Source organism: Desulfoluna sp. CLI2B (assembly GCF_056847375.1).
Genome location: NZ_CP186557.1, coordinates 6,060,136 through 6,078,761 on the forward strand (window position 1 = coordinate 6,060,136; position 18,626 = coordinate 6,078,761).

The following is an 18,626-nucleotide window of genomic DNA, read 5'->3' on the forward strand; positions in this document are numbered from 1 at the left end:
TATGAGATGGTGATCAAGGAGGACGGCGAGGCACGCTTCGAGGTGCGGGACCTCTCCCATCTGCATGGGGGGGGCGGCGACTACAACGCCCGGCCCTTCGAGCACGTGCGCAAGACCTCGGAGATGATCGCCGAACTTTACGAATCCGCTGTGAGTCCCTTGATGAAGCCCTGGGGCACGGAACTCACCGCCACCCTGATCCGGGAGAGCTCCCCGTTGAGGCAACGGCTCTATGCCGTCTCCAGCATGAACCCCGCGGCCCGCGCCGCAAGCGCCTGGACCCCTTATGTGCGGGAGCACCGCATGGAGGCCCCGGCGGACAACACCTTCCGCAAGGTGGAGCGTGCGTGCTCCGACGTCCTGGTGGCCCTCCTCGACGGATACCGGGACCTTCGGGACAGCACCTGCGAACTCCTCTTCTACAGCATGTACGACAACCCCATGGCCCACTTTTTCTTTCAGGAAGCCGTGGATATGCCGGACACCCCCCTGGATGTGGGGGTCGGGGCCCTGGATGAGAACGGCGGGGACCACTGGATCTCCCGCATGGTGGAAGGGGGCTTTTTCCAGGGGCTGATGCGCGGGCTGGTGGCCCTGGGCCGCGTGAAGCAGGTGGTGGACAAGCAGGAACTGGTGACCCTTAAAGCCTTGATGAAGGGGCGCAAACACCTTCAGGACATGACCAAACGGGAGGCCAAAAAGGTGGTGGGTGAACAGGTTCAGTTGCTGAACTTCAACCGGGAGCTGGCCATCAGCACCTTGCCGGAGTTGCTCCGCACACCGGAAGACCGCCTCACTGCCCTGACCATTTTCCGGGCGAGCCTTCAGGGCCCGGGTGGTGAGGATCCGGCCGCAAAGCGCCTGCTAAGTCATCTGGAAGAGTTGCTCAAGGACCGGCAAACCCTGTGAGAGCCTATGGAACATATCCTGTACAAAGTATCGGATGACCTTTTTATGGTGGGGCTCAATCCCCCCATCGCCGGGTACGAGAGCTTTCTCTCCGCCTGGATCTATGTGGGGGACGTCACCTTTCTGGTGGACACCGGCCCGTCGGTAACGGCAGGGGCCCTGGTCAAGGCCCTGGAATCCCTTGGGGTGAGCCGCCTGGATTACATCCTGCTGACCCATGTGCACATCGACCATGCGGGGGCCGCAGAGATGGCAAGTGTCCGGAGACCCAGGTGGTGTGCCACAGCCGGGGGATCCCCCACCTGCTGAATCCCCATCAACTGGAACTCAGCACGGCCAAGGTCCTGGGGGAGACCGCCGTGCAGTACGGACCGGTGCGCCCCGTATCCGAAAGCAGGCTTGTGCCCGCCGAGAGCTTTATGTCCAATTCGGTGATGCCCGTGCCCACCCCGGGGCATGCCTCCCACCACGTGAGCTACCAGACGGATCGTTACCTGTTCACCGGAGAGGCTGCCGGGGCTTGTTTGCTCGGGGATCTCCTACATGCGGCCCTCCACCCCGCCTCCCTTTTATTACGATATCTCCCTGCAAAGCCTGGAGACCCTCATGGAGCTTAAACCCGAGCGCCTCTGCTACGGCCACTACGGCAGCTTTGAGTTCGGGGAGCGGGTGCTCTGGCAGCACGGGAGCGCGGCTGTGGGACTGGTGACCGAGCTCGGAGATCAGCCGGGGACAGGTGGGCGCGGACCTGGAGCTGAGCGTCCTCAAATCCATCCTGGAGACCGACCCTCTGGTGCTGCCCTTCCTCGACATGGAAGGGCCCCTGAGGCTTCGGGAGCTTTTCTACCTCCAAAACAGCATCAAAGGGTTTGTCGGCAATGCCAGCCGGCACACAGGCCCTCTCTCCTGATGCTGTCATGATCCATTAAAAAACAAAAAGCGTGCCTCCGGCGGCGAGGGTGGCGAAGCCACTATAGCGAAAACACCTCGAAAGCTTACTGCCCTTGCGTTTTGTCCCTCGTTCCTCGGGCCAAAGCGCAAGGGCCTTCGACTCGGGCTTCGCCCGATATAAACGCTGATGGTATGTGCGGGCTGGTTCACTGGCTTCGAAGTAACAGGTTACGATGTTTCTGAATGCACATGTCGAAATTGGTTTTTGCAGAGCAGAGATAAAATTTTCTGAAAACCTGTTTGTCAAACCCAACGCATAAAATTGGCAAAAGTTTGGCCTCCGGCAGGGCCGCCGGAGGCTTTTTCTGTAACGCTTACATCCGCCTCTCGGGCATGTTCATTTTCATGACCTCCATCCTGAGCGTTCTGTCGGAGGTGTGGCTTTTCCAGTTGCCGGAGAGGCGGCCTGCCCCTGCGGTGAGGAAAAAGAGCAGCACCATGAGAAGGGCAACGGCCTTGGGTGACCAGGGCGTGCCCGATGGGGAGGTGGAGAGGCGAAGGGCCTCTTTTTCCGGGCAGCTCGTCACGCAGGTAAGACAGCTGGTGCATTCGTCGGAGAGCATCATCTTTTTTTGATCCACGGCAAGGGAAGAGGGGCAGGCCTTTGCGCAGCGTCCGCAATGGGTGCAGGCGCTTTCGCTGCGGTGGATTTTCAGGATGCTGAAGAAACTGAGGAGGCCAAGGAGGGCCCCGTAGGGGCAGAGGTAGCGGCACCAGCCGTTTTTGATCAGGGCGGGCAGCACAAGGAACAGGCCCAGGGTGACCAGCGAGCCCGTGGAGGGGTGGGCGAAAAACCGGAACATGCGAATGTCGGCGGTGAGGTTGGTGCTGCCCGAGAGAAAGCCTCGGATGGCGGGCACGGGCATTTTGACGAGGATGGTCCAGAGGAAAAAGCCGAGGAGGAGGTACTTGATGCCCCGCAGGGGCAGATCAAGGAACCGCGGCAGGGGCCGGGCAAGGTTCGCCTTGCGTCCGAGCTTGCCGGCCATCTCCCCTGCAAAGCCCACGGGGCAGACAAAGCTGCAGAAGCCTTTTTTTACGAGCAGGGCCGAGGCACACACGGCAAGGAAGAGGAGCAGGGCCGCCGGATGGGCCCCGTGGATGGTGCCCGTGGCCAGGGTGTACTTGAGGTTCAGCAGGCCGCTGATGGGAAGAAAGGCGTCCACCGCAGGAGGCCGGGTGACGGACGGGATCTTGCCCTGGGCAAGGGCTGCGGCCCAGAGGGCAAAGCGCCATCCGATAAAAAGGGTAAGGGACAGAAAAAAAAACTGGGACATACGACGGGGGGAAATGCGGCTGAACATGGACCTGGTTACCTCGGGTTGATCGGTTCTTTTGTGAATCGGCCCCGGCCGGGTGCAGATGGTGCCGGGGGATCCCGGGACAATCAAGCACCCTTTGAAGGCGGTGGCACGTAGAGGGTGTATAGCACATCTCAGGCAAAAGGGGCTGTCGGGATGGCGACATCTCGGGGCAACCCATGGACCTGTTACATCCGCGCTTATCCCTCCTTGCCCGGGGATACATGGTGGATGGAACAGGTTGCCGAATGCGGCATCATGTTTTTGATGTTGTTTTTTAGCACAGTGGGGGCTTCTGTCATTGACTTAGGTCAGGAAAGGAGGGGGTCTGGAGAGGCACCGGCGATTTGCCCTTGGGAACGAGGGGCAAATCGCCGCCGGAGGCCTGCTTTTTTAAAAAGCCCAGGAGAGAAGGAGGTTGCCTGCCAGGCCGTTGTCGCCGGAGTCGGTGATGTCCTCCCACTTGTTGAAGACGTAGCAGCCGAAAAGGCCAATGGAAGCGTGGGTGCCCAGGGAGATTTCGATGCCCGCAATGGCCTGCCAGTACACGTCGGTCCAGTCGGTCTCTCCGTCTTCATCCACGTAACTTGTCAAGGCCCCCAGCCCCAGCCGGTAGATGCTCTCTTTGAAGATCAGGTTCACCTGGGGGGTGAAGACCTCGGCGTCCCTGTCCGTGTTGCTCTCCGGGGTGTAGCCCAGGGCGAGCTGCCAGTAGGCGACGTTGGAGTGATACTCATAGGCGAGGAGCCAGCTCAGGTCCCCCTGGTCATGGGGAAGCTCCGGGATGGCTTTGATCTCGTCGTGGACCCGCATCCCGATGGCCAGCTTGTGGGTGCGGTCGGTGTCGTTACTTCCCAGCAGGTAGTCCGCGCCGTCAAAGGCGTGGGCGGGAAGAGTGAACAAGAGCAGGGCGGCAAGGGAGAGGAAAACGCGTCCGAGTGAGGTCATGTGTGGGCTCCGTTTGTGCTGTTAGCGGGACAAAAGGGCTTCGTCACTTGTGAATGTTTTGTTTCGGACTTCAGAAAACATGGCCACCAGCTTGTCCACGGTGAGGTCTTTTTTCTCCTCACCTCGGATGTCCAGAACAACGTCCCCTGCGTCCATCATGAGGAGTCGGTTGCCCAGGTTGATGGCCTGCTGCATGTTGTGGGTCACCATCATGGTGGTGAGACCGTATTCTTTCACAAAATGGGTGGTGAGTGAAAGGACGATGTCGGCATTGCGGGGATCCAGGGCCGCGGTGTGTTCGTCTAAAAGGACCAGTTCGGGACGCGAAAGCACCATCATGAGAAGGGTCAGGGCCTGGCGCTGGCCACCGGAGAGGAGCCCCACGTTATCTTTCAAACGGTCCTCAAGGCCCATGTCGAGGAACCGGAGCTGCTCCCGGAAGAACTCTCGTCGCCCCCGGTTGAGGCTGATGCGGAGACCCTTGAACCCTTTTTTGAGGCAGACCATCATGTTGTCCTCCAGGGTCATGTTGGAGGCGGTGCCGGCCAGGGGATCCTGGAAAATGCGGCCGATGGTCCTGGCGCGGACGTATTCCGGTGCCTTGGTGACATCCTTGCCGCTTAAGACGATGCGACCGGCGTCCGGGGTCACGGTTCCGGCCAGCAGGTTGAACAGGGTGCTTTTTCCCGCCCCGTTGCTGCCGATGACGGTGACAAAGTCCCCCTTGTCCACCGAGAGGTTGAGAGCATCGAAGACCCGGTTTTCGTTGGGCGTTCCGGCGTTGAAGGTGAGGGTGGCGTTTTCTACGGAGATCATTTGGCCCCCTTTGCCGGTTTTTTCATCTGGGTGATCACAAGGGCGCCGATAATGAGGACGCCGGAGACAAGCTTCAGGTCGTTGGGGGTGAGGTGGATGGTGTAACCGTAATAGCGCCCAAGGAACATGATGGCCTTGTAAAAAATGGCGCCGATGACCACCCGCAGGGTGAGCATGGAGATGCGGTTGGAGCGGATGAGAAACTCCCCGAGCATCACCGAGGCCAGGCCCGAGACCACGATCCCCTGGCCCAGGTTCACGTCGGCAAATCCCTGGTATTGGGCGGCAAAGGCACCGGACAGGGCCACGAGCCCGTTGGAGAGCCCCACGCCGATGACTTTGTAGGTGGCGGGGTTGACCCCCTGGGAGATCACCATCTGGGGGTTGCCTCCCATGGCCCCGAAGGTGAGGCCCATGTCCGTGAGGAAGAAGAGGTCCAAAAGCACCTTGATGACCAGCACCACCAGTACGAAAAAGAGGAGCAGGGTCCACGCCTCTGAGAGGGTGCCCTGGGTAAGGGCCGTGGCTTTGGTGAGGAGGGTCTCCTTGCGCATGAGGGGCAGGTTGGCCCGGTTGCCCAGGATGCGGATGTTCACCGAGTAGAGCATGGTCATGGTGAGGATCCCCGCCAGAAGGTGGGGCACTTTGAGCTTGTTGTGGATGAGGGCCGTTACGGCCCCTGCGGCCACCCCGCCGGAAAAGGCCAGGAGGATCCCCGCCGACAGGCAGATTCCCTTTTGGATGGACATGGCCATGATCACGGCTCCCAGGGGAAAGGAGCCGTCCACCGTAAGATCCGGAAAATCCAGGATCCGGAACGTAAAAAAAACACCGAGGGCCATGATCCCGTAGATCAGGCCCTCAACAAAAATACCTTCAATCATTTCGTCTATCCAGTTGCGTGTGGTTTGGTGTAACGATTCAGCCCATCTTTGCCGCCGGCGGCCCTGCCGGGGGCTAAATGTTTAAAAAATTTAACAAACAGGTTTTAAAAAATCTTTTTGGTGAGTTTTATTTTAAAGGCGGATGTGATTTGACCCGAGGAACGAGGGGCAAAACGCATCCGCAACCTGCTTTCAAGGTGGCTCACCTTGCCGCCGGAGGCTGTTTTATGAGCTGAATAGTTACCAAAAATGTTGCCTTGTTTATTGTTTGATGACCTTGCCGTCCTTGATGAGGGTGGCCGCGTTTTTCACGGCTTCTTCTGGGAAGGAGAGGCCCAGGGCTTCGGCCACGTCGAGGTTCAGGAGCAGGTCGATGTCCGAGGGGTCGGTCATGAAAATGGTGGGGACGGTCTCCGGGTCGGTGCCGGAGAGGATGTCGGCCGTGAGGCGGCCGGTGCGACGACCCATTTTGTAGTAATCAAAACCCCAGGCGGCCAGGACCGGGATGGTCTCCGCAGAGCTGGGGTCTGCGCTCATGACCGGCTTGTTGTGCTTTGCCGCCACATCGGTGATGGCGGACAGGGCCGAGACCACGGTGTTGTCGTTGCTGATGTAGATGCCGTCCACACGCCGGATGATGGTCTGGATGGCCTGCTTCACTTCAGCGGAGTTGCTCACCGTGGCCGGGACAAAGGCGATGCCCAGTTCCCTGCAGGCCTCTTCGGCCAGCTCGGCCAGGCGCACGGCGTTGGCCTCGCTGCTGGAATAGATGTGGCCCAGGGTTTTTATTTTTTTCACCTTTGCCAGAAAGGCGATCTGTTCTTTCACCGGGGTGAGGTCCGAGACACCGGCGATGTTCTTTTCACCCTGGTCGAAGGAGCGGATGAGCCCCGCGTCCACGGGGTCGGTGACGGCGCAGTAGATCACCGGGTGGTTTTTGATGGTGTTCACCAGGGCCTGGGCCGTAGGGGTGGCGATGCCCACGGAGATGTCCACTTTTTCCGCCCTGAATTTCTGGGCGATGGAGGCGGCGGTGGAGAGCTCGCCATTGGCGTTCTGCAGGTCGAAGACGGCCCTCGGGAACCGTTCGGTGATGCCGTCCATGACCCCTTTTTCAAGGGCGTCCAGGGCCGGGTGAGCCACGATTTTCGAGATTCCGATAACCACGTTTTTTTTTGCCATGGCCGGGGCGGTGGTGAGGAAGAGGCACGCCAGGGCTGCCGTCAATATAGTAAGGCGTTTCATTTTTTTATGTCTCCTTGGATACAGGGGGTGAGCAGGGACGGACCCGCGTGAAACCGGCAGGTTTTTCGGTGGCGGTGTTTCATCTTCGGGGTCGGTGTCGCCAGACTATAATCAGAAAAAGGCGTGCCCCGCAATGAAAATGTTTCTATGGATAAGAACAGGTAGCTATTTGCCTGTATTTTTTCATGTGCCTCTGTGCTAAGGAGGGGGGCATGCAAGGATTTACGGGGGGGAGATAAAGGCTCCGGCAAAAACGGAAATGTGCGCCTTAAGGTGTGCCGGGCCGTGAGATTTTTAAGTTGGTATGAGGTGTTTGATGCGTTGCCGATGGATGTTGTTTTGTGTGGTACCTGTATTGTTTGTTTGTCAGATGTTGTCCCCTTCCATTGCCTCAGCCGGTCTGGGGCCTTTCCGCGTCCCCGCCCTGGGGGCCGGTGAATTTTTCCGGACAGTTCCTGCCTTTGCCAGCCCTTTTACCGATTCCATGCCCGGGCGCGTGGAGGTGGGCATGGACGTGCGCTGGCTCAATACCTGGGTGTATCATGTGGAGTCGGACCGATCCGTTGACTGGGTCGATTTCAAGGACACCGACGAGCTCAAACACGGGAGCTTTCTCTTTGACGTGGAGACCCTGGCCTTTGTGCCATCGGTCCTTTACCGGGTCGGAGACCGCATGACCCTGGGCTTTGAAATTCCCGTGGCCATTCAAGGGGGCGGGGTGCTGGACGGGTTTATCGAGGGGTTCCATTCCATGATCGGGGTGGGACAGCACAATCGGGATGACTGGCCCCGGGACTCCAGCCACTACATCACGGTGGACAAAAACAACGTGGCCCACGACAAAAGCGATGAGTTGAACCGGGTCATCACCGGGGACGTGCAGCTCTCCGCTTCCATGCTGGTCTCCCAGTGGCCCATGCTGACGGCCCGGGCCATTGTGAAGCTGCCCACCTCACGGATCTACGACAGCCAGGAGAACAGCGGCACGGACGTGACCCTGCAGGGGATCTGGAGCTGGCGTCGGGGTTCCTTTGCCGGTTATCACGGGATCGGCGGAACCGTCTACACCCGGGACGGGGACGAGAACCTCGACCTGGAGCGCTTCAGGTACTCCACCATGAACAGCTTCGAGTACATGCCCAGCGATACCTTCTCCTGGGTCCTCAGCCTCAACCACGCTTCGGCCGTGGCAGACTACCCGGAGCTGGAAGAGCCGGTGGTGGAGCTGACCATGGGCTTTAAAAAGGTGGTGGGGCCGGGCGTCCTGGAGTTTGGTATCATCGAAAACCTCTTCTTCTTCGACAACAGCCCCGATGCAGGGTTGCAGCTGGGGTACACCCTCAAGCTGCTGTGCACTCCGGCATGTTCGGCTTCGTGCATTCGCCAGGCCCTGTGCCACAGGTGTTTGGGTTATGAAAGGGTTTGAGTCTGCTTCGGCGCCCTTTTTTGTTATGGAGACCATGGCATACCGTCCCTGGGCCAGGGCGCCGGGGTTGACGATGAGGGTGCCGTTTCGGTTTTCGATGCCGCAGGATTCGTGAATGTGGCCGGTGAGGCAGGCCACGGGGCGGTGGGTGTCGATGAAGGCCGCCACGGCATGGCTGCCCGCGTGAACCCCCGAGGCCAGGCGGTCAGCGCAGGACTCCCACGGAGGCTGGTGGGAGATAAGGACCAGGGGGCCTGTTTCCGAAACGCCTTCCATGGCATGCTCCAGCGTCGATGCCAGCTCTTCCTCCGTCCGTTGCCGAAGGGTGATGAGGGATCCCCCCAGCCCCAAAAGCGAGACCCCGTCTATCTGCCGCACCCTACCATGGATTCCCACCCCTTTTTTGATGAGGCCCTCTTCCACGTTTTTTTCATCGCAGTTTCCCGACACCGCAACAATGTGGTCCAGGGGCTTTTTCACGGCAGCGACCACCCGCAAGGCGGCGGCAGGTCCCTGAAAGCTGGTGAGGTCCCCGCAGAGGCAGACGAGGTCCGCCCGGTCAATGGCTTCCTTGAGTTTGGGAAGGTGTTCGGTGTGGCCGTGACGGTCCCGGAAGAGAAGGAGAATCTGCATGGGCGCGGTCCAAATGAAAGGGTTTGCCCCCGGCAGGGCTGCCGGGGGCGATGTTTGATGCAGGGCTATGCTTTGGCGGGGAACTCTTTGTCGAGGACCTTGTTCCACTCGGCGAGCTTGTCCGCGCACTTTTCAAAGAGGGCGTCGGTGTCCCCTTCGATGGTGACGGAGGTGATCTCATCGCCCATGACGATGCTGTTGACCACGTCCTGATCGGCCTGGCCCATGACGCTTCCGAAGACGGAGTGCTTGCCGTCCAGCCAGGGGGTGGGCACGTGGGTGATGAAGAACTGGCTGCCGTTGGTGCCGGGGCCCGCGTTGGCCATGGAGAGGATACCGGGGCGCTCGTGGCGCAGGCTGTTGTCGAACTCGTCGTCAAAGCGGTAGCCGGGGCCGCCCGTGCCGGTGCCGAGGGGGCAGCCGCCCTGGACCATGAAGTCGTTGATGACGCGGTGGAAGTTGAGGCCATCGTAGAACCCGCGCTTGGCGAGGTTGGCGAAGTTGGCCACGGTGTAGGGGGTTTTCTCGGCAAAGAGGGCAAGGCGGATGTCGCCTTTGGAGGTCTTGAATACTGCGGTAAGATCCTGCATGGTGTTTTCTCCTAAGGTCGAAGGATTTGCATTAATATGGTTTTCTTCGTTGTTGGTGTCGGTGCTGGAGCTTCCCGGCTCCCTGGGATTACCAGGATACAGGGGGTTTTCCCTGTTCTGCCAGAAAGCGGTTGGCTTCGCTGAAGTGGCCGCAGCCCATGAATCCCCGGTGCGCCGACAGGGGCGAGGGGTGGGGCGCTTCCAGGATCCGGTGCTTTGCCTCGTCAATGAGGTGCTTTTTCCCCCGGGCGTAGCCTCCCCAGAGCATGAAGACAAGGCCGGACCGGCCGGCGCTCAGGGCGCGAACCAGGCCGTCGGTGATCTCCTGCCAGCCCAGGTTTGCGTGGGACGCGGCCTTGCCCTCTTCCACGGTGAGCACCGCGTTGAGGAGAAGAACGCCCTGTCGCGCCCAGCGGGAGAGGTCACTTGAGGCTTCGTCAAGGGGGCGGCCGGTATCCCGGGCCACCTCTTTGAAAATGTTGCGCAACGACGGGGGAATCCTGACCCCGTCGGGAACGGAAAAGGCCAGCCCGTCTGCCTGGCCCTTGCCGTGGTAGGGGTCCTGGCCCAGGATCACCACCTTGACCTGGTCAAAGGGGGTGAGGGAGAGGGCCCGAAAGACGTTCTCTTCGGCGGGAAAGACCGAGGCAAGGCGTCGCCGCCTGCAAACCGCCTTCTCTACATCGGCAACGGGTTTTTGGGAAAGCAGGGGAACCTGGTCTTTCCACGAATCAAGGGCATGGTCAGTCATATGATAATGCGGTGATCTCTCTTGCATTGCAAGGGGTTTTCGCCGGAGGCCCGGGTGGCCCTCCGGCTTCCCGGTGCTTAGCGGTGTTTGCGCCTGAAGTCGTTCATGAACTCGCACAGGGCGGCCACGGAGGCTTCGGAGACGGCGTTGTAGATGGAGGCGCGGATGCCGCCCACGGACTTGTGCCCTTTGAGGCCGGCAAGGCCCGAGGCCAGGCTCTGTTCGACAAACAGGGGCTCCAGCTCACGGTCTTTCAGCCGGAAGGTGACGTTCATCAGGGAGCGGCTCGTCTTGTCGGCCGTGCCGCAGTAGAAGTCGTCTTCGTCTATGAGGGTGTAGAGGGCACCTGCCTTGCGTTTGTTGACGGCCTCCACAGCGGCCAGGCCGCCCATGGTCTCTTCCAGCCACTTGGTCACCAGGGAGATGGCGTAGATGGGGAAGGTGGCCGGGGTGTTGAACATGGACTCCTTATCCACATAGGTGCGGTAGGAGAGCATGGTGGGCAGGGTCTGGGGGATTTTTTCCACCATGTCCCTGCGAAGGATCACCACCGCTGTTCCGGAAGGGCCCATGTTTTTCTGGGCGCCGCCGTAGATCATGCCGAAGGGGGAGACGTCCAGGGGGCGGCTCAGGATGTCCGAGGACATGTCCGCGATGAGGGGGGCGCCGCCGGTGTCGGGCAGGTCGTGCCACTGGGTGCCGCGGACGGTGTTGTTGGTGGTCATGTGGACAAAGGGGGCGTCGGCAGAGATGTCCGAAACCTTGGGGATGTAGCAGAACTCGCGGTCTCCGGAGCTGGCGGCCACACGGACCCCTTTGTTCTGGATGCGGGCCTCGGCGATGGCCTTGGTGGACCAGGTGCCGGTTTCGATGTACTCGGCGGTCTGGCCTTCACCGATGAAGTTCATGGGAATCATGGCAAACTGCAGGCTGGCGCCTCCGTGGACAAACAGCACCTCGTAGTCATCGGACAGACCGTACAGGCGTTTGATACGCGTGCGCGCTTCTTCGATGATCCCCATAAAAAGATCGCCCCGATGGCTCATCTCCATCACGGACATGCCGCTGCCCCGGTAGCTCAGCAGGCCTTCCTGCATCTCCTGCATCACGGCGGTGGGAAGGGCCGAGGGCCCTGCACTGAAATTGTGAATCCGATCGTTCATGATTGGTCGCCTTCTTTGGCTGATGGCCTCGCAAAGCGTCGAACACCAGGGAGGTTGGTTGCGGTTCGGGTTCCGTGTCACAGGCAGAGGGCTTGCGAGGCGTGGTCGACGATGACGGGCTCCGGCGCATCTTGCCGATGGCCGTGACGGCCGTGTAACCTGTGAAGCAGGGACGTTGTATCACTTTTATTGCGAAATGGGAACGGAAGGACGGTCCGGGGAAGGGGGGCTCCGGTGCGGGGGGCGCACCGGAGCGGGTTGGTTGAGGAGTATGTGTGTGTGTGTCGCTGTTGGTCTGTTGTTTGAGTCAGGGGCAGACGGAAGAGCCCGTCCGCAGGTAGGAGATCGTGCTTTTATGGTTTTTGCAAGTTCGAAAAGAAACCGGGGCCCCACCCATTGCGGTGTGACGAGGGCAGAGCCCCGGCGGTTGTTCGGCAGGAGACTCGAGGGGGGGTGAGCCTTCTGCCTGTGCTCCGTTTCGCTGTGAGAAAAATGCATGATCGGTGCCAAACTTTGAAATAAAGAAGTAACAGGCGAAGATGTTTTGTTATTTTTCTGCGTGAGGGCCGTCCTGGTATATTGGGTTCCCGGAGAGGGGTGTGTCAAAAAGTATCCATGGATACAGCGGGGGTGGTTCCAAAGGATACAGTTGCCGCTGCCAGGCAGGGGCGTGCATTCCGCCGGTGGCGGATGGGTGCAACCGGGGAACGTGCCACGGCACGGGGGTGGGATCGCAGACCTGGGACTGGAAAAAAAACGTCATTCCTTGTAAATCACTATGGTAAAGGGGCCGTCGGTGGTCGGCACACACCGTGTGAGAAAACGGGCCATGCATGGCGTCAGGCGTCGTGGGACGGATCGGGCGGGCTGGTGCGGCGGGGGTGTGGCTAATTCATGTTATCGGAGAAGGATCGTCTGATGATGAAAAAAGTTGTGAAGTTGTCTGAGTACAGAAAGAAAAAGAAGCGCGACGCCCACCAGGGGACCGGAAGCCCCTTGAGCACCGTGTGGGTGGTGGCCGGGGTGTTTGGCGCGGCCGTGCTGATGGTGTTTGTGTACCTTGTGCTGACCGGTGGCACTCCCTGACGGAGCACAGGAGGCCGCAAGACACCCGGTCTTCTTATGGTGCGCGGGGTGTCCCGGAGATCCGGCCGTGTTCGGTGCCGTCAGGCATACATCGACTCGATGACCTGGGCGTACCGCTCGTTGATGACGCGGCGTTTTACCTTCATGGTGGGGGTGAGCTCTCCGGCCCGCTGGGTGAGTTCGGTGGGGAGCAGGGTGAATCGTTTGATTTTTTTCACGCGGCCAAGCCGCTGGGTGTACTGGTCGATGCGGTATTTGTAAAAGCTGACGATTTCCGGATGTGTCACCAGCGATTCCCGGTCGTCCCATGAAATCTCCATCACCTCGGCCAGGGACTCCAGAATGGGAAACGCCGGGATCACAAGGGCCGAAACGTAGGGCTTGCCGTCGCCTACGGCCACGGCCTGTTCCACATAGACATCTTCCTTCAGGGCGGACTCAATGGCCTGGGGGGCGATGCTCTTGCCGCCGGAGGTGATGATGATCTCCTTGAGGCGGTCGGTGACGCAGACATGCCCCTCGGGGGTGATACGCCCCACGTCCCCGGTTTTGAACCACCCGTCTTCGGTGAAGGCCCGCGCCGTCTCTTCGGGCCTGTTCCAGTATCCCTGCATCACGCAGGGACCCTTTGCCTGGATCTCTTCGTGGGCGCCCGTGCGCAGTTCCATCAGGGGGATGGGGGCTCCGCTGGTCTCAAGGGCCATGTCTTCCAGGGAGCGGACACACAAGGGAAAGACCTCGGTGAGGCCGTAGCCCAGCCCCATGGGAATGCCCGCGCTGATGAAAAAATCGGCGATTTCGGGGTTCAGGGGCGCCCCGCCCACATGAATAAACCGTGCCCGTCCTCCGGTGACGGACCGGAGCCTTCCCAACCCCAGAAATCCAGCCAGCACATACTTGATCCTCAAGGCCATGCCCACGGACCTTCCGCTGTTTTTGAGGTGGTTTCGTTTGCCGCCGATGCCCAGGGCCCATCGAAAGAGGGCCTGCCGGACAGGGGAGGCCCGGTGCAGCTTCTCCATGGCCGTGCTGTGGATTTTTTCCCAGACGCGGGGGGCGCTGACCATGAAGTGGGGCCTGGCTTCTGTGAGGAACTCTTGGACGTCGTTGGGATCGTGGCAGTAGACGTTCCTGGCACCCCGGCAGAGGGCAAACCAGGTCCAGCTCCGTTCAAAGATGTGGCTCAAGGGCAGAAAGCTTAAAGAGACGTCCTTTTCGGTCATGGGAGAGGGGTGGCCGGTGCTGTAGAGGCCGGTGAGCATGCTTTCGTGGGTGTGCATGGAGCCTTTGGGGCTGCCGGTGGTGCCGGAGGTGTAGATGATGGTGTAGAGATCGGTTCCCCTTGCTTCGGAGAGATGGCGCTCAAGGGCTCGCTGGAGCCCCGGCTTTTCTTTCCCCAGATTTAGAAACTCTTCAAAGCTGTGGCTTTCGATGTCCGGGCTCAGGCAAACCCCGGGAGAGAAGGCCACCACCCGTTTCAGGGGGGCTCCCCGGGCTGCCATGGCAAGGGCTTTGTCGTACTGCTCCTGATCGTTGACAAAGAGGCAGTGGATCCCGGCGTCGTTGACGATGTAGGCGGCTTCGTCGGTGGAGTTGGAGGCGTATACCGGGACGGTGACCCCGCGAATGGAGAGGATGGCCAGGTCGGCCAGAGTCCAGGCAGAGCGGTTTTGGGAGAAGATACCCACCCGGTCTCCGGGGCCGATGCCGCATGCCAGAAGGGCTCTGGCCAGGGCGTCGGCCGTCTGCTCCATCTCCTTCCAGGTGATCTGGGTCCAGGGGCCGTCGGCCCGGTCTTTCAGAGCCACCTTGTCTCCGTAGCCGGGAACCCGCCTCCGGACCATCCGCGCAAGGTGCTTCTCACGTTCCAGAAAGAACCGGGACGCCTCGTGGTGCTGGCTCGCCATCATCTGAACCCTCCGTGCCTTGTGATGACCAATGTTTTAAGCGTGGAACATCCATACTATGGCATGGCCGGTGGAATCAAGGGGCGCATAAAAAAACAAGGAGGGCGCAGCGCTTCGGAGCCCGGCGTTGATCGAGCCCTTGGCGGCCGGCGGTCGAGCGGGTAGGGCCAGTCTTGATCCACTGGTCCGTGTCCCCTCCCACAGGGTCAGGACTGGGAAAGTGGAGCACCGGGAGCCTCTGGCCCAGGTCGCAGCGGATCTCCAGGTTGAGCTGGCACATGGCGCAGGCCGTGATGAGGCACTCGGCCCCGGCATTCTGGCCGCTTTGGACAATGCCGTTGACCACCTCGTTGACCGCATCGGGGCGGGCCACGGAGAGAAAGGTGCCGCAGCACCTGTTCTGGCCCTGCCAGGTCACGGCCCTGGCCCCTAAGGTTCCGAGGATTTTCTCCATGAGGCCGTGGAAATTTTTCTGGCGCCTGAGCTGCGGGGGACGGGCCAGCATGCAGCCGTAATACGGTGCATAGGTGAGGCCTGAAAGGGGCTTTTCACCCTGGACAAAGGCTGAGATGTCCAGGCCGTCAATGAGTTCGAAGAAGTGCATGACCTGTTTGGACTCGTCAAAGGGGATTCCCCACTGCCTGTGGAACCGGGTGCGGGCATCGGCGCTTTCGGTGAGGTGGTGGTGGGCCTCCTTGAAGCGAAGGGTGCAGCTGGGACAGGCCGTGAGAATGGGCCTTCCGGCCGGGGCCATGGCCAGGTTCCGTGTCACGAGGTCAAAGGCCAGGTCCCGGTCGATGCTGTGGGCTGAGGAGCTGCCGCAGCAGTTCCAGTCGGGAAGTTCCACCAGGCGGATGCCGATGGCCTCGCAGAATATCTTAAAGGACTCATGGTTTTCCATGGCCGACGTCTTCATGGAGCAGCCGGGAAACCAGGTGACTTCCATGGGGCGCGTTTCGCATTTCATGGCATTACCCCGCTTTTTTGAAAAGGTTTCGGATATCCCCCAGGGCCTTGACCCGCGAGGGCAGGATGTGGACTTTGGCTGCGTTGGGACACCAAGGTCCATGTCGCTGAAAAAATCCCGGGTGGCCAGCTTGTAGCGCATCATGATCTCCAGTTTGTGGGTGCGGCCGTGGCGCTTGACCGAGCCCAGCATCTCCCGGTGAAAATGGTAGATCTCTTCGTCGGGGACCTTGTCTCGGGCAATGGCCATCTCCCGGAGGGTGTCCATGACCGCGGGGATGTCGATGCCGTTGGGGCACTCCATGCTGCAGGTGTTGCACCCCACGCAGATCCAGGGCCCGGAGGCGGTCAGGGCCTCTTCTTTCAGGCCGAGCTGCACGAGACGGATGATCTCATGGGGCTTTCTGTCCATGATGTGGGCAAACTGGCACCCGCCGCTGCAGGCGCTGCAGTTGTAACAGCGGGTGGGCACGGTGCCGGAGCGGCGCGTGACCTCGGTGATGAAACTGGGCATGATGTCTGCCATGATCCCTCCCTTGGGCTTTGGGTCCGTTTTGTCGGGCGAAGGCTCATCATACCGGTCCGGCACGCAAAGGCCTTGACTCAGGTCAAAAAAAGGATTTTTACCGGGACAACTGGCAGGCAGGGCGGTTTGTGTGTATGGTGGGAACCCGACCCCGAGTGTTGCCTTTGTGGGGTGACGGCGGGAAGGTTGGCCCATGAAAAAAAATGACAGGCAAGGACCCGAACAAAAGGCAGGAAAGGCCCATGGCTTTGGATATCAATGAGTTTGTAGATCGTTTGAAAGACGCCTACAAGGCGTGGAACGCACCGGTGATTACCTTTATGGTGGGCGAGTGGCTGAGGTGCAGGTGCAGGTCCAGCTGTTTCCGTCGCACCAAAGATGAGGTGACGGCCCCTGCGGCCCGGCGCCTTTTTGCCGTGGCCAACACACCGGAGACCCTCCTGGCCCTGGGCGAGGAGGAGGTGGCCAAACTCATCTATCCCGTAGGGTTTTACCCCACCAAGTCCAAGCGAATCATGGAGATCTCCACCATGATCCTGAACAAATACAACGGCGTGGTCCCCGACGACCTTGACGAGCTCCTCACCCTGCCCGGGGTGGGGCGAAAAACCGCCAACCTTGTTCTGGTGGAAGGCTACAAGATGGAGGCCATCTGCGTGGACACCCACGTCCACCGCATCAGCAACCGCATCGGCTACGTCAAGACCAAGAACGCCGACCAGACCGAGATGGCTCTGCGTAAAAAAATCCCAATATTAATCTCTACAACGAAATCCTCGTGGCCTTCGGCCAGGTGCTTGGTCGCCCGACTTCCGCTCCACCTGCCCCGTTGCCGACCTCTGCCCGAAAATAGGCGTGACCAAACACCGATAAGGGCTATCCCTAAAATAATAGTAACTATTCAGCTTGCCTCCGGCGGGTCGCTTTTTTGAAAAAAAGCTCCGCAAAAAACTTTCCAAATACACCTGCCTTTGTTTTGATCGCCCTTCGGGGCGATCAAAACAAAGGGCGGGTGCAGAAATAACGAATGTCTTTCTGCGAAGCCTGGAATGACTTTATTAAGACCTGTTTGTCAAACTTTTCAAAAGTTTGGCCCCCGGCAGGGCCGCCGGAGGCTTTTTTGAACTGAATCATTACCGATCCTCTAACCCGTCACATTTACAAACGGGCGTAGCCCGTCAGCAAATGCGTAGGGCGAGGAACGAGCCCCGAAGCATTTGCGATCCTGGGGCTCAGCCCCTGCCCGCCGGAGGCATGCTTTTTTTATTTTTCCATGAGGTGGGTGACGGCGCCTTCGAGGCCGTCCAGGGAGAGTTCGTACATGGGAAAGATCTGTCCGATGGCCTGGATGGTGCGGGTATAGCCCCACATGTGGGCCTGGACCGGGTTGAGCCAGACGCAGTGGGGAAAGGTTTCGGAGAGGAACCTCAGCCGCTCGATACTGGGCTTGCCGCTTCGGTCCTGCACATAGATGGATCCGTCCCGTGAGAGGAGTTCGTAGGGGGCCATGGAGGCATCCCCCAGGATGATGAGCCGGGTGTCCGGGTCGATGGTGGCAAACTCGTCGATGGATTTGGGTTTCCGGTAGCGGCTGGCATCGAGCCAGACGCTGTCGTAGATGGTGTTGTGGAAGAAGTAGGTCTTCAAGTCCTTGAACTGGGCCCGGGCGTAGTCAAAGAGGGTCTGGACCACATTGACGTAGGGTTCCATGGACCAGCCGCCGTTGTCGATCATGAGGATAATCTTGAGGCGGTCCCGCAGGCTCTGGTCGAAGACAAGCTCGATCTCCCCCCCGTTTTTCATGGTCTGGTAGATGCTCTCGTCCACGTTGATCTGGTCTTTGGGTCCGGCCGGGATCAGGTTCCTCAGGCGTTTCAGGGCTTCGCCGATGTGGGCCTGGGTCAGGGGGCCGTACCCGGAGTAGTCCTTGTAGCGGCGCTCCCCTGCCACCTTTACTGCGCTTTTGCTCCGCGATTCGCCTCCCACCCGCATGCCGCCGGGGTGGTACCCGGAGTGGCCCACGGGTGAGTAGCCCCCGGTGCCGATCCACTTGTTGCCCCCGTCGTGGCGCTCTTTCTGGTCTTCCAGGCGTTTTTTGAAATAGTCGATGAGCTCTTCCGGGGTGTATTTGGAGAGCTCGTTTTCGTCCATCCCCAGGGCCTCGGCCATCTCCTTGGGGTTCTGGAGCCACTCGTCCAGCATGGCCCGGGCCACCTCGTCCAGCTCCAGCCCTTGGTCCTCCGGGATTTCCACTCCCTTGAAATACCAGGCAAAGACCTGATCGTAGATATCAAAGTAGCGCTCGCTCTTGATGAGGATGGTGCGCGCGGCCGTATAAAAATCGTCCACGGAGTTCACCAGCCCCGACGAGAGAGCCTTCTGAAGCCGTAAAAAGGAGGTGGGGCTCACCGGAACCCCGATCTCCTTGAGTTTGTAAAAAAAGTCGATGAACATGGTGCCTCCGGCGGGTCGCTTTAAAAAAAAGCTCCGCAAAAACGTTCCGGTTGCAGCAGCGATTTTCCCT

19 protein-coding genes and 1 pseudogene are annotated in these 18,626 nt (G+C 60.0%); 8 read left to right on the forward strand and 12 right to left on the reverse strand.

Going from position 1 to position 18,626, the window contains the following annotated elements; genetic code table 11:
- Positions 1–6: 6 nt before the first annotated feature.
- From ACOYW2_RS28070 to ACOYW2_RS28085, 4 genes are all read left to right on the forward strand, one after another.
- Positions 7–909, forward strand: coding sequence for a DUF3141 domain-containing protein (locus ACOYW2_RS28070; protein WP_482768733.1), 903 nt, complete (start codon positions 7–9; stop codon positions 907–909).
- A 6-nt stretch (positions 910–915) separates the two neighbouring features.
- Positions 916–1,218 (forward strand): MBL fold metallo-hydrolase, encoded by a 303-nt coding sequence (locus tag ACOYW2_RS28075; protein WP_482768734.1) that lies wholly within the window; start codon positions 916–918, stop codon positions 1,216–1,218.
- Positions 1,182–1,526, forward strand: coding sequence for an MBL fold metallo-hydrolase (locus tag ACOYW2_RS28080; protein WP_482768735.1), 345 nt, complete (start codon positions 1,182–1,184; stop codon positions 1,524–1,526). Before ACOYW2_RS28075 ends, ACOYW2_RS28080 begins: the two co-directional genes overlap by 37 nt.
- Positions 1,527–1,645: 119 nt before the next feature.
- On the forward strand, positions 1,646–1,819 hold the full coding sequence (locus ACOYW2_RS28085; RefSeq protein ID WP_482420924.1) for a hypothetical protein: 174 nt from the start codon (positions 1,646–1,648) through the stop codon (positions 1,817–1,819).
- A gap of 355 nt (positions 1,820–2,174) precedes the next feature.
- Here ACOYW2_RS28085 and ACOYW2_RS28090 read toward each other — a convergent pair whose 3' ends face one another.
- The 4 genes from ACOYW2_RS28090 to ACOYW2_RS28105 form a co-directional block, all read right to left on the reverse strand.
- Positions 2,175–3,164 carry a 4Fe-4S binding protein gene (locus tag ACOYW2_RS28090; protein ID WP_482768736.1) on the reverse strand — a complete coding sequence of 330 codons (990 nt, stop codon included), beginning with the start codon at positions 3,162–3,164 and terminating at the stop codon, positions 2,175–2,177.
- Between the two features lie 390 nt (positions 3,165–3,554).
- Positions 3,555–4,109: a hypothetical protein gene (locus ACOYW2_RS28095; RefSeq protein ID WP_482768737.1), complete on the reverse strand. Its 555-nt coding sequence runs from the start codon at positions 4,107–4,109 to the stop codon at positions 3,555–3,557.
- A gap of 21 nt (positions 4,110–4,130) precedes the next feature.
- The gene (locus ACOYW2_RS28100) at positions 4,131–4,925 is read right to left on the reverse strand and encodes an ABC transporter ATP-binding protein (protein WP_482414500.1); all 795 of its coding nucleotides are present in this window, start codon (positions 4,923–4,925) and stop codon (positions 4,131–4,133) included.
- Positions 4,922–5,809, reverse strand: a complete 888-nt coding sequence (locus tag ACOYW2_RS28105; protein ID WP_482768738.1) for an ABC transporter permease — start codon at positions 5,807–5,809, stop codon at positions 4,922–4,924. The genes ACOYW2_RS28100 and ACOYW2_RS28105 overlap by 4 nt, the downstream gene beginning before the upstream one ends.
- A gap of 77 nt (positions 5,810–5,886) precedes the next feature.
- On the opposite strand from ACOYW2_RS28105, the gene ACOYW2_RS28110 reads away from it, so the two are divergent.
- Complete coding sequence (locus tag ACOYW2_RS28110) at positions 5,887–6,045, forward strand: hypothetical protein (RefSeq protein ID WP_482768740.1); 159 nt, start codon at positions 5,887–5,889, stop codon at positions 6,043–6,045.
- 25 nt (positions 6,046–6,070) lie between these two features.
- On the opposite strand, the gene ACOYW2_RS28115 is transcribed toward ACOYW2_RS28110, so the two are convergent.
- Entirely contained in the window at positions 6,071–7,054 is a 984-nt protein-coding gene (locus tag ACOYW2_RS28115) for an ABC transporter substrate-binding protein (protein WP_482768741.1), read from the reverse strand.
- A 343-nt stretch (positions 7,055–7,397) separates the two neighbouring features.
- On the opposite strand from ACOYW2_RS28115, the gene ACOYW2_RS28120 reads away from it, so the two are divergent.
- Positions 7,398–8,480 (forward strand): DUF3187 family protein, encoded by a 1,083-nt coding sequence (locus ACOYW2_RS28120; protein WP_482768742.1) that lies wholly within the window; start codon positions 7,398–7,400, stop codon positions 8,478–8,480.
- Between the two features lie 18 nt (positions 8,481–8,498).
- Here the strand turns inward: ACOYW2_RS28120 and ACOYW2_RS28125 are convergent.
- The 4 genes and pseudogenes from ACOYW2_RS28125 to serC all read right to left on the reverse strand — a co-directional run.
- Positions 8,499–9,113: pseudogene (locus tag ACOYW2_RS28125) on the reverse strand (metallophosphoesterase family protein); the annotation flags it as partial.
- 65 nt (positions 9,114–9,178) lie between these two features.
- Positions 9,179–9,703 carry a peptidylprolyl isomerase gene (locus tag ACOYW2_RS28130; protein WP_180137404.1) on the reverse strand — a complete coding sequence of 175 codons (525 nt, stop codon included), beginning with the start codon at positions 9,701–9,703 and terminating at the stop codon, positions 9,179–9,181.
- A gap of 88 nt (positions 9,704–9,791) precedes the next feature.
- A complete protein-coding gene (gene ung, locus ACOYW2_RS28135; RefSeq protein WP_482768743.1) occupies positions 9,792–10,454 on the reverse strand; it encodes a uracil-DNA glycosylase in 663 nt (220 codons plus the stop codon).
- A gap of 77 nt (positions 10,455–10,531) precedes the next feature.
- Positions 10,532–11,617, reverse strand: coding sequence for a 3-phosphoserine/phosphohydroxythreonine transaminase (serC, locus tag ACOYW2_RS28140; RefSeq protein ID WP_482768744.1), 1,086 nt, complete (start codon positions 11,615–11,617; stop codon positions 10,532–10,534).
- Positions 11,618–12,535: 918 nt separating this feature from the next.
- Here serC and ACOYW2_RS28145 point away from each other — a divergent pair.
- A complete protein-coding gene (locus ACOYW2_RS28145) occupies positions 12,536–12,703 on the forward strand; it encodes a hypothetical protein (protein ID WP_482414507.1) in 168 nt (55 codons plus the stop codon).
- 80 nt (positions 12,704–12,783) lie between these two features.
- On the opposite strand, the gene ACOYW2_RS28150 is transcribed toward ACOYW2_RS28145, so the two are convergent.
- Positions 12,784–14,613: an AMP-dependent synthetase/ligase gene (locus ACOYW2_RS28150; RefSeq protein WP_482768745.1), complete on the reverse strand. Its 1,830-nt coding sequence runs from the start codon at positions 14,611–14,613 to the stop codon at positions 12,784–12,786.
- A 73-nt stretch (positions 14,614–14,686) separates the two neighbouring features.
- Positions 14,687–16,102 (reverse strand): heterodisulfide reductase-related iron-sulfur binding cluster, encoded by a 1,416-nt coding sequence (locus tag ACOYW2_RS28155; RefSeq protein WP_482768746.1) that lies wholly within the window; start codon positions 16,100–16,102, stop codon positions 14,687–14,689.
- Between the two features lie 242 nt (positions 16,103–16,344).
- On the opposite strand from ACOYW2_RS28155, the gene ACOYW2_RS28160 reads away from it, so the two are divergent.
- Positions 16,345–17,034, forward strand: coding sequence for an endonuclease III domain-containing protein (locus ACOYW2_RS28160; protein WP_482420936.1), 690 nt, complete (start codon positions 16,345–16,347; stop codon positions 17,032–17,034).
- 331 nt (positions 17,035–17,365) lie between these two features.
- On the opposite strand, the gene ACOYW2_RS28165 is transcribed toward ACOYW2_RS28160, so the two are convergent.
- A complete protein-coding gene (locus tag ACOYW2_RS28165) occupies positions 17,366–18,556 on the reverse strand; it encodes a vWA domain-containing protein (protein ID WP_482768747.1) in 1,191 nt (396 codons plus the stop codon).
- Positions 18,557–18,626: the final 70 nt, after the last annotated feature.

Excerpts from the sequence above, each read along its gene's own strand:
- ACOYW2_RS28165 (WP_482768747.1), bottom strand. The coding sequence starts at position 18,556 with ATGTTCATCGACTTTTTTTACAAACTCAAGGAGATCGGGGTTCCGGTG.
- ACOYW2_RS28070 (WP_482768733.1), top strand. The coding sequence starts at position 7 with ATGGTGATCAAGGAGGACGGCGAGGCACGCTTCGAGGTGCGGGACCTC.
- ung (WP_482768743.1), bottom strand. The coding sequence starts at position 10,454 with ATGACTGACCATGCCCTTGATTCGTGGAAAGACCAGGTTCCCCTGCTT.
- ACOYW2_RS28110 (WP_482768740.1), top strand. The coding sequence starts at position 5,887 with ATGTTTAAAAAATTTAACAAACAGGTTTTAAAAAATCTTTTTGGTGAG.
- ACOYW2_RS28105 (WP_482768738.1), bottom strand. The coding sequence starts at position 5,809 with ATGATTGAAGGTATTTTTGTTGAGGGCCTGATCTACGGGATCATGGCC.
- serC (WP_482768744.1), bottom strand. The coding sequence starts at position 11,617 with ATGAACGATCGGATTCACAATTTCAGTGCAGGGCCCTCGGCCCTTCCC.
- ACOYW2_RS28095 (WP_482768737.1), bottom strand. The coding sequence starts at position 4,109 with ATGACCTCACTCGGACGCGTTTTCCTCTCCCTTGCCGCCCTGCTCTTG.
- ACOYW2_RS28155 (WP_482768746.1), bottom strand. The coding sequence starts at position 16,102 with ATGGCAGACATCATGCCCAGTTTCATCACCGAGGTCACGCGCCGCTCC.
- ACOYW2_RS28145 (WP_482414507.1), top strand. The coding sequence starts at position 12,536 with ATGATGAAAAAAGTTGTGAAGTTGTCTGAGTACAGAAAGAAAAAGAAG.
- ACOYW2_RS28130 (WP_180137404.1), bottom strand. The coding sequence starts at position 9,703 with ATGCAGGATCTTACCGCAGTATTCAAGACCTCCAAAGGCGACATCCGC.
- ACOYW2_RS28090 (WP_482768736.1), bottom strand. The coding sequence starts at position 3,164 with ATGTTCAGCCGCATTTCCCCCCGTCGTATGTCCCAGTTTTTTTTTCTG.
- ACOYW2_RS28075 (WP_482768734.1), top strand. The coding sequence starts at position 916 with ATGGAACATATCCTGTACAAAGTATCGGATGACCTTTTTATGGTGGGG.
- ACOYW2_RS28150 (WP_482768745.1), bottom strand. The coding sequence starts at position 14,613 with ATGATGGCGAGCCAGCACCACGAGGCGTCCCGGTTCTTTCTGGAACGT.
- ACOYW2_RS28115 (WP_482768741.1), bottom strand. The coding sequence starts at position 7,054 with ATGAAACGCCTTACTATATTGACGGCAGCCCTGGCGTGCCTCTTCCTC.
- ACOYW2_RS28100 (WP_482414500.1), bottom strand. The coding sequence starts at position 4,925 with ATGATCTCCGTAGAAAACGCCACCCTCACCTTCAACGCCGGAACGCCC.
- ACOYW2_RS28160 (WP_482420936.1), top strand. The coding sequence starts at position 16,345 with ATGGCTTTGGATATCAATGAGTTTGTAGATCGTTTGAAAGACGCCTAC.